This is a genomic window from Pseudomonadota bacterium (assembly GCA_011049115.1).
In the GTDB taxonomy this organism is placed as follows: domain Bacteria; phylum Desulfobacterota; class Anaeroferrophillalia; order Anaeroferrophillales; family Tharpellaceae; genus DSCM01.
On the sequence record DSCM01000095.1, the window covers coordinates 20827 to 28474 of the forward strand.

At 52.2% G+C, this 7648-nt stretch carries 7 protein-coding genes, 1 tRNA gene, 1 other RNA gene and 1 pseudogene; 4 read left to right on the forward strand and 6 right to left on the reverse strand.

The genetic code is table 11. The features are described from left to right. Window positions 1-89 precede the first annotated feature (89 nt). The 4 genes from ENN66_08155 to ENN66_08170 are packed head-to-tail and all read left to right on the forward strand — an operon-like array spanning window position 90 to window position 2917. Window positions 90-356: a 4Fe-4S dicluster domain-containing protein gene (locus ENN66_08155; protein HDS16562.1), complete on the forward strand. Its 267-nt coding sequence runs from the start codon at window positions 90-92 to the stop codon at window positions 354-356. After that, window positions 353-1495 (forward strand): 2-oxoacid:acceptor oxidoreductase subunit alpha, encoded by a 1143-nt coding sequence (locus ENN66_08160; protein ID HDS16563.1) that lies wholly within the window; start codon window positions 353-355, stop codon window positions 1493-1495. Before ENN66_08155 ends, ENN66_08160 begins: the two co-directional genes overlap by 4 nt. Beyond that, window positions 1495-2352: a 2-oxoacid:ferredoxin oxidoreductase subunit beta gene (locus ENN66_08165; protein ID HDS16564.1), complete on the forward strand. Its 858-nt coding sequence runs from the start codon at window positions 1495-1497 to the stop codon at window positions 2350-2352. The genes ENN66_08160 and ENN66_08165 overlap by 1 nt, the downstream gene beginning before the upstream one ends. Then, entirely contained in the window at window positions 2285-2917 is a 633-nt protein-coding gene (locus ENN66_08170; GenBank protein HDS16565.1) for a 2-oxoacid:ferredoxin oxidoreductase subunit gamma, read from the forward strand. Before ENN66_08165 ends, ENN66_08170 begins: the two co-directional genes overlap by 68 nt. Before the next feature lie 186 nt (window positions 2918-3103). On the opposite strand, the gene ENN66_08175 is transcribed toward ENN66_08170, so the two are convergent. From ENN66_08175 to ENN66_08200, 6 genes and pseudogenes are all read right to left on the reverse strand, one after another. Continuing rightward, a complete protein-coding gene (locus tag ENN66_08175; GenBank protein ID HDS16566.1) occupies window positions 3104-3814 on the reverse strand; it encodes a hypothetical protein in 711 nt (236 codons plus the stop codon). Continuing rightward, window positions 3720-4516, reverse strand: a pseudogene (locus ENN66_08180) (motility protein A). The gene ENN66_08175 and the pseudogene ENN66_08180 overlap by 95 nt, the downstream one beginning before the upstream one ends. Window positions 4517-4594: 78 nt before the next feature. After that, an RNA gene (gene rnpB, locus ENN66_08185) (RNase P RNA component class A) lies at window positions 4595-5004 on the reverse strand. Between the two features lie 91 nt (window positions 5005-5095). Beyond that, complete coding sequence (locus ENN66_08190) at window positions 5096-5833, reverse strand: hypothetical protein (protein HDS16567.1); 738 nt, start codon at window positions 5831-5833, stop codon at window positions 5096-5098. Window positions 5834-5927: 94 nt separating this feature from the next. Further along, entirely contained in the window at window positions 5928-7073 is a 1146-nt protein-coding gene (locus ENN66_08195) for a Nif3-like dinuclear metal center hexameric protein (GenBank protein HDS16568.1), read from the reverse strand. A gap of 202 nt (window positions 7074-7275) precedes the next feature. Further along, window positions 7276-7348: transfer RNA gene (locus ENN66_08200), tRNA-Met, on the reverse strand. Window positions 7349-7648: the final 300 nt, after the last annotated feature.

Below are 7648 nucleotides of genomic sequence, written 5' to 3' on the forward strand. Positions count from 1 at the left end.
AGCGGGAAAAGGTCCTTGACAAAAAATAGCAAACCGGTGTATTCAATTTTCAACATATCTCTGTTTCAGGAACATCCTCGAAAAAACCGATGGCAGCCTTCAAAGAAAGACCTACAGATTTGCAGAACCATGATTACCCGAAAATTACAATTTTCTCGGACTGGTGCAAGCGCTGTGGAATCTGCGTGGCTTTTTGCCCCAAAAAGGTTCTGGCCATGGATCAGGACCGTAAGGTTTACGTTCAGTCCCGGGAAAACTGCATTGCCTGCCATATGTGCGAGCTGCGCTGCCCTGACTTCGCCATCAATGTCGAGGAAGGCCGAACTATTTCCGCGACCGGAGAGAAAGGTGCATGAAAACCCAATCCGCTTACCGACTGATCCAGGGCAATGAAGCGGTGGCCGAGGGCGCCCTGGCGGCCGGAGTCAGTTTTTTCGCCGGATACCCCATTACCCCTTCGACTGAAATTGCGGAAATCCTGGCCGACCGTTTGCCGGCAAGCGGGGGTCGGTTTATTCAGATGGAAGACGAAATCGCCAGCCTGGCGGCCATTATCGGAGCTTCGATCGGCGGCTGCAAGGCTTTGACCGCAACCTCCGGACCGGGATTTTCCTTAATGCAGGAAAATCTGGGTTTCGCCTGCATCGCTGAAATCCCCCTGGTCATCGTCAATGTCATGCGCGGCGGCCCGTCGACCGGCATGCCGACCAGCCCTTCCCAGGGGGACGTCATGCAGTCGCGCTGGGGCACCCACGGTGATCATCCCATCATCGTCCTGACTCCGGCAAGCGTCGAAGAGGCCTTCCATTACACCATAAAGGCCGTGAATCTGGCCGAAAAGTATCGCAACCCGGTAATCGTGCTGATGGATGAAGTAATCGCCCACATGCGAGCCCGGGTCAGCCTGCCCCCCTTTTCGCTGGTCGAACGGATCAACCGGGTACAACCCAATATGCCGCCGGAATGGTATCAACCCTATGAACGATCCGCTGCCGGAGTGGCGCCGATGGCCGCCTTCGGCGACGGCTACCGCTACCACATCACCGGGCTGGTGCATGACAGCAAAGGCTTTCCCACCACCAGGCCCAATGAGGCGCAGGATAACATCAGCGGACTTTTCAAAAAGATTGAGCGGGGTTTTCGGGAAATATGCCTGGTCGACTACGAAATGATGGAGGATGCGGAACATGCGATCGTGGCCTACGGCTGCATGGCGCTCTCCGCCAGGTCCGCCCTCGCGCAACTGCGTGAAGCGGGGCTCAAAATCGGACTCATCAAGCTCGGCACCCTCTGGCCTTTCCCTCGTTTTGCCCTGGAGCGCTACCTGCCGCAACTGAAAACGATTCTTATTCCTGAGCTTAATCTGGGCCAGATTTACCGCGAAATATTAAGGGTTAACGCCGGCCAGGCCGTGATTGAGAAACTAAACCGGGTCAACGGCACCGTCATTACCCCTGACGAAATTATCAAGGCGGTCAAAGGGATGGTACGATGATCAGCAACCATCAACTGGTCAATAAATATTTCCGTCACAACAAAAAATTTCCGCACATCTGGTGCCCGGGCTGCGGTATCGGCATAATTCTCGGTAACATGCTGCGCGCCATTGACAGCCTTGCGCTGGACAAAAATATGATCGCCTTCGTCTCCGGCATCGGCTGCACCGGCCGGGCCCCGGTCTACGTTGACTTCAACACCCTGCACACCACCCACGGTCGAGCCCTGCCTTTTGCCACCGGACTCAAACTGGCCCGTCCTGAGCTTAAGGTTCTGGTCGCCACCGGAGACGGCGACGCCACCGCAATCGGCGGCAACCACCTGATTCATGCCTGCCGCCGCAATATTGATATCACCACAATTATTTTCAACAACTACATCTACGGCATGACCGGCGGCCAGTACAGCCCGACGACACCCCATGGCGACAAAGCTTATACCTGCAAACTCGGCAACATCGAAAGACCTTTCAATATCTCGGCCCTGGTCGAGGCGGCGGGCGCCACTTTTGTCGGACGCACGACCAGTTATCACACCCTGCAAATGCAGAGCATCATCAAACAGGCCATTTTGCATAAAGGCTTTTCCGTAGTGGAAATCATTACCCACTGCCCGACCACTTACGGCCGCCTCAATCACAAGGGTGGCGCCGTAGAGATGTTGCAATGGCAGAAAGAAACGGCAATCGACAAGAGTCAGGCGGAAAAGATGAGCCCGGCAGAGCTTGAGGGAAGGATTATCACCGGTATCCTGCTGAAAAAAGAGTTACCGGAATTCTGTGAGCAATATGCGACCATTATCGAAAAAGCCCAATCTCAGACTCGAAACCACGGCGACGAAACCGAGTCAAACTGAAATCAGACTGGCCGGTAGTGGGGGGCAAGGTCTGATTACGGCGGGTATCATTCTAGCCGAAGCTGCGATTTTGGATGGGAAAAATGTTATCCAGAGCCAGTCTTATGGACCTGAGGCCCGAGGTGGAGCCAGCCGCGCCGAAATCATTATTGCCGACGGACCGATTTTTTTTCCGAAAGCAACCTGGCTCGACATCATGCTGGCCATGAGCCAAAAGGCCAGCGACGAATACGTTTTCGACCTCAAAAATGGTGGGACATTGATCGTTGACAGCACCTATGTCAGCCAGATTCCTACCAGCAACGCCCTGGTTATCCCGATTTCAGCCCGCACCCGGCAACACTTCGGCCGTGAAATTTTCAGCAATATCGTTGCTCTGGGCGTACTCTGCGAAGCCACCGGCATCGTCTCGCCCAAAGCCTTGCTCGCCGCGATCGGCCGCCGGGTCCCCAGGGAGACTGAAAAGATAAATATTGAAGCCTTTAATTTCGGGCGCAAACTGGCAGAGAAGTTTCACCAAAAGCAAGGTGAAAGCAAACACGACACCGTCGCAGCCGACAGTTAAGCGGCCCGCGGAGATCAAGCAGAAGCGTTATTTAGGCTTTGCGGATAGTTTCCCGCAAAGCGCGTACCAGTTCAAGCTCGCGGCCCCGAATATAGGTCAGGATTATTTCCTGAAACTCCGGTTTCAGCTCCACAAATTCGACCCCGAAAGTTTTTTCATCGCAAGCTACCGAACGCAAGCGAACCTTTAGAGGAACGGCTCGGTCAGGCGACCTCCTTCCACACCTTTCTCAAGCATGTAACGCAACACGGTCGTCGCTCTCAGCGCAGAAAGTTCCCAGTTGGAAAGAAAACGCCCCGAGCTGATGGGTAGGTTATCGGTATGACCCTTGATATCAAGCAGGTATTCGGGATATTTCAGGGCGATATTGACAATTTTATCAAGCGCGGAAAAGGCTTTGGCATTGATTTCGGCTGAGGCGCTCTCAAACATGACCTTACCCTCGACACGCAGCAAAGCCCCGTCATCACCGAGATCAAGCACCATCGAACCTTTCGGGTTTTCCTCTCTGACGATATCTTCGAGCTCTGTGGCCACGGTTTTCTGCTGTGGCAACAGATTGATGACCGCATCGCCCCTAGTTTCCTCTTTTTCCTCTTCTTCCAGGGCGGTTAAAGGCACCGCGTTGCCAAGACTTACACGGACTTCCGTCATGATGGAACGAAATTTTTTATTATCAATACTGCTGATAGAAAAAAGCAGCACAAAAAAACACAGCAGCAGAGTAGACAAATCGGCAAAAGTCGCCAGCCACTCGCTGGCCCCCTCGTCCTCTGGCTCCTGAAAATGTCCGCGTCTTGTTTCAGCCATCGGCCCGGTCCATAGCACCACGTTTAAAAATCTCATCCGCCACCGCCTGACGGGTTCCCGGAGGAAGAAAGGAAGAGAGTTTTTCATAGACCATCAGGGGATTATTGGATTCCAGAATTGATTGCGCTCCCGCAAAAATGACTTCCAGAAGCAATACCTCCCGGGCGGTCCTGGCCTTTAATTTACCTGAAAGCGGCAAAAAAACATGGTGGCCAGCAAGGAACCATAGAAGGTTGTCAGCAGGGCAACCGACATTGCCGGACCGATAGTCTCAGGGTTTTCCAGATTACTAAGCATCTGCACCAGACCTATCAAGGTGCCAAGCATTCCGAAAGCCGGTGAGATATTGCCCATTTTGCGAAAGATCTCCTGCGGAATGTAGTGCCGGGCCCGCAAAGCGTCAATCTCAATGGTCAGGGTATTGGCAATCATTTCCCGTTCGGCGCCATCGGCGATCATCTGACAGGCTTTTTTTAGAACCTGGTTGCTGCTGCGCACATCCTGAAGCGCCATGATGCCCTTCTTGCGGCAGACTTCAGCCAGTTTGACCATAATTTTGACAACGTCTTCCGACTTTTCCTCCTTGTCCAGAAAGACAATCAGCGTTGCTTTAAAAGCCGTAACAATATCACCAAAGGGAAAATTAAACAGGGTCGCGGCCAGAGTGCCGCCGACAACCACCATTAAACCAGGCAAGTTGATGAAAAGCGTCAAGGAACCGCCCAGGAAAATAGCGCTGAGAATGAGGGAAAAACCGGCCAGGATACCGATAAAGGTTGCGATATCCATGCGGACAAGACCTTTCGGGAAAAAAGAATGAACTCAGCGTAGAGGGTACTTCAAAGCCAAACACGAAAGGAAACAAAAGACCGGAGCCGGCCTGTAAGCCGAATTCTGTCCCTCCGTAAAACGGAAGTGATGACCATTCATCTAGGACTGCGATCGCCCGCAGCCTCCAGCAGCCTACCCGTTTCGCCGAAAAAAACTGTCGCCAGCCTTTTTCCGGAGACGAGCCGCCTCCATTCCCCGCAGGGAAAAACGAAACCTATTTGGCCTTGCACCGGATGGGGTTTACCTAGCTACCGATGTCACCACCGGCACTGGTGAGCTCTTACCTCACCGTTTCACCCTTACCCCTAACTAGCCAGGGCGGTTTATTTTCTGTGGCACTAGCCTGCCTGTCGCCAGGACTTCGCGTTACGAAGCATCCCGCTCTATGGTGTTCGGACTTTCCTCCCGCACCCGCGACGAGCGCCGGCGGTCATCCGGCCGACTCCGGTCTTTTGTTCCCATAAAACCATACTCACGACAATGACGCAAGCGAAAGTTACATTTCACTCTTCACCGCCGGACAGCGTCGCTCGGCAATCAAGCCTCTTGATCCGCCTCCTTAGCTTCAACCCACTCCTTGCGATTGACCATGATGCGCTGACAATTAGGACAGTTTATCATCTCATGACCTTTCAGCAGATCAATGTAAATCTGGGGAGGAACATTGACATTACAACCCTTGCAGGTACCATTCTCCGCCGCTACGACTGCATTTCTAAAACGTTTACGAATCCTTTGATAGCGACGGAGAAAAACTTCATCTATTTTTTGTGATTTACTCTGGCGGCCCTTTTCCCCGGCTTTGATCTTTTTTTCAAGGGAAGCTATTTTATCGGAAATTTCCTTTTCTTCAAGCTCCATTTCCTGATGCTTGGCCGCCAAATCCTTGTCATTATCGGCAATCTGCTCTTTAATGGACTCGATTTCCTCAATCAGTCCAGACAGTTCCAGTTCTTGCTTTTCGACAGCCTTCTGGTTGTGCTCGAGTTCTTTCAGAACCGCAAAATACTCCTTGTTATTGGCTATCTGAGTAATTTTTTCCTTGGACTGAGCAATCAGACCCTTAAGCCTTTCAACGGTATCACGAAGATCACGGCGTTCCACTTCTTTGGCGGCAAGTTCCTGTTGATATTCCCGACCTGCGCTCTCAAGCAGTTCAATATCCTCCTTAATGTTCTCAATCTTTGGGGCAAAACCTTCCTGGGCATCACGAATCTGGTCCAACTCGGCATCAAGTTCCTGTAGCTCCCAGAGCCGCTGCATCTGCTTTTCCAACGTATCTTCCTCCTAAATTAAGGTTGCCTGATATTTATGTCATGATGACAAAGGCTGAATAAACCGGTAAACTTTCTCGCGAAAAGCCGGTGAATTACAGATAAGACCAGGGCTCCTTTTCCCGACTTGAGATAAAAACCGGGATTTGGGCTCCGGCACGACGCACAAAATCAAGACACCAACGCGAGATGCTTTCAAGTACCGGCCTTTCCGTGGCAAAATGACCTGCGTCCAGAATCGGTAACGTTCCGTGGTCCAGCACCTCCCGGGCTTCGTGATACTTAAGATCACCCGTCACATAAAGATCGGCTCCGGCTGCTCGGGCCGCGCCGTATAAAGAAAAACCACTGCCCCCACACAAAGCTACGCGTTTAACTTTTGCGCCGGAAAAGCGCTCTCCGACAAGCCGTACCACCGGAACCCGCAACTGATGCTTAACGACTTGCACAAAATCCGCCAAGGTCAGCTCTGTCCTCAGACAGCCTATGCGCCCAAGACCATCATGGCGCTCGGGCAGAGCCATTGGATAAAGATCATAGGCGGGGACTTCATAAGGATGCCCCCGGAACAAAGCCGACAAAACCGCCGGCAGCAAAGCTTTGTCAACCACGGTTTCCAGCCTGATTTCATCTACTAGATTAAGCTCACCCACTTTCCCCACCCTGGGATTCGCCCCTGAAGCCGGTCGAAAACTGCCGCTTCCGCGTGAACGAAAGGCACAGTCCGAATAAAGACCGCTTCCCATGTTCCCGGCTCCGGCGGCAAACAACAAGCCGGCAAGAGTTTCGGCCGCAGCCGCAGGAACAAAGGTAACCAGTTTATAGACTTCTTGACGATACGTGCGCAAAGGCTGACGATCTTCAATACCAAGCAGATCGGCCAGGCAGTCGTTCACCCCCCCCCTGATACTGTCAAGATTAGTATGGGCGCTGAAAAGCGTTATGCCGGCGGCCAGCGCCCGTTCAAGCAGACAGCCTGGAAAAACGTCAACATCAAGGCTGGAAAAAGGCTTAAAAAAAAGAGGGTGATGGGTAAAGATGAAATTCGTTCCCAACGCTTCGGCCTCGGCAATCAATTCCAGGGAAAAATCCAGCGCGCACAACACCCCTTGCAAGGGCCACTTCCGACTTCCGGCCTGCAGGCCGCAATGGTCCCAGGTTTCGGCTTGCGCTAAAGGAATCCTGGTCTCCAGAAAGTCAATCAGGGCACCGTGGGTCAGATGATTCCGGCAGACAACCATGCTTTACCCCAGACAAAATTCTCCACCACAAAAAAAAGTGCACCTCTTTTTAAGGTGCACTTTTTTTTGTGGTTTTACTGTGACTCTGGTTTATCCATTTCGTCACGGCCAGAAAGATATATTCGGTATAATAAAAACTGACTTCCAACTAACGGCATCTCTCTGCCAAAAAATATAAACTGGTTAATATTTTCACTATCGATGGGCCCACCTGGGTTCGAACCAGGGACCAACCGGTTATGAGCCGGTGGCTCTTCCAGCTGAGCTATGGGCCCGTGAAAGCTTACAGATAAGCACTGGTTTTTACCTCATCAGACTTCTTTTTGTCAAGCTTAAAATAATCGCAAGCCCTCGACAATAACCGCCTGGTCCGCCCACCGTGACGACTTTTGCACACATTCGAACCTTTTATACGAGCCGCGCAAGACCATGAAGTTCGCTCTACCTTAAACCCTGAATTCCCGCGTTATTGTAACGAGGCAGGCGGGATGACGCCCAGTTGATCGTATAATTCCTGCTGTCGTTTTGTGGTTTCGCCGACCTGGAGTCTTCGGGCGGGGGTTTCAAAGCATTCG

Bases quoted from the DNA above. Each gene is read 5' to 3' on its own strand.
- ENN66_08170 (HDS16565.1), top strand. From the start codon at position 2,285: ATGCGACCATTATCGAAAAAGCCCAATCTCAGACTCGAAACCACGGCG.
- ENN66_08195 (HDS16568.1), bottom strand. From the start codon at position 7,073: ATGGTTGTCTGCCGGAATCATCTGACCCACGGTGCCCTGATTGACTTT.
- ENN66_08160 (HDS16563.1), top strand. From the start codon at position 353: ATGAAAACCCAATCCGCTTACCGACTGATCCAGGGCAATGAAGCGGTG.
- ENN66_08175 (HDS16566.1), bottom strand. From the start codon at position 3,814: ATGAAAAACTCTCTTCCTTTCTTCCTCCGGGAACCCGTCAGGCGGTGG.
- ENN66_08155 (HDS16562.1), top strand. From the start codon at position 90: ATGGCAGCCTTCAAAGAAAGACCTACAGATTTGCAGAACCATGATTAC.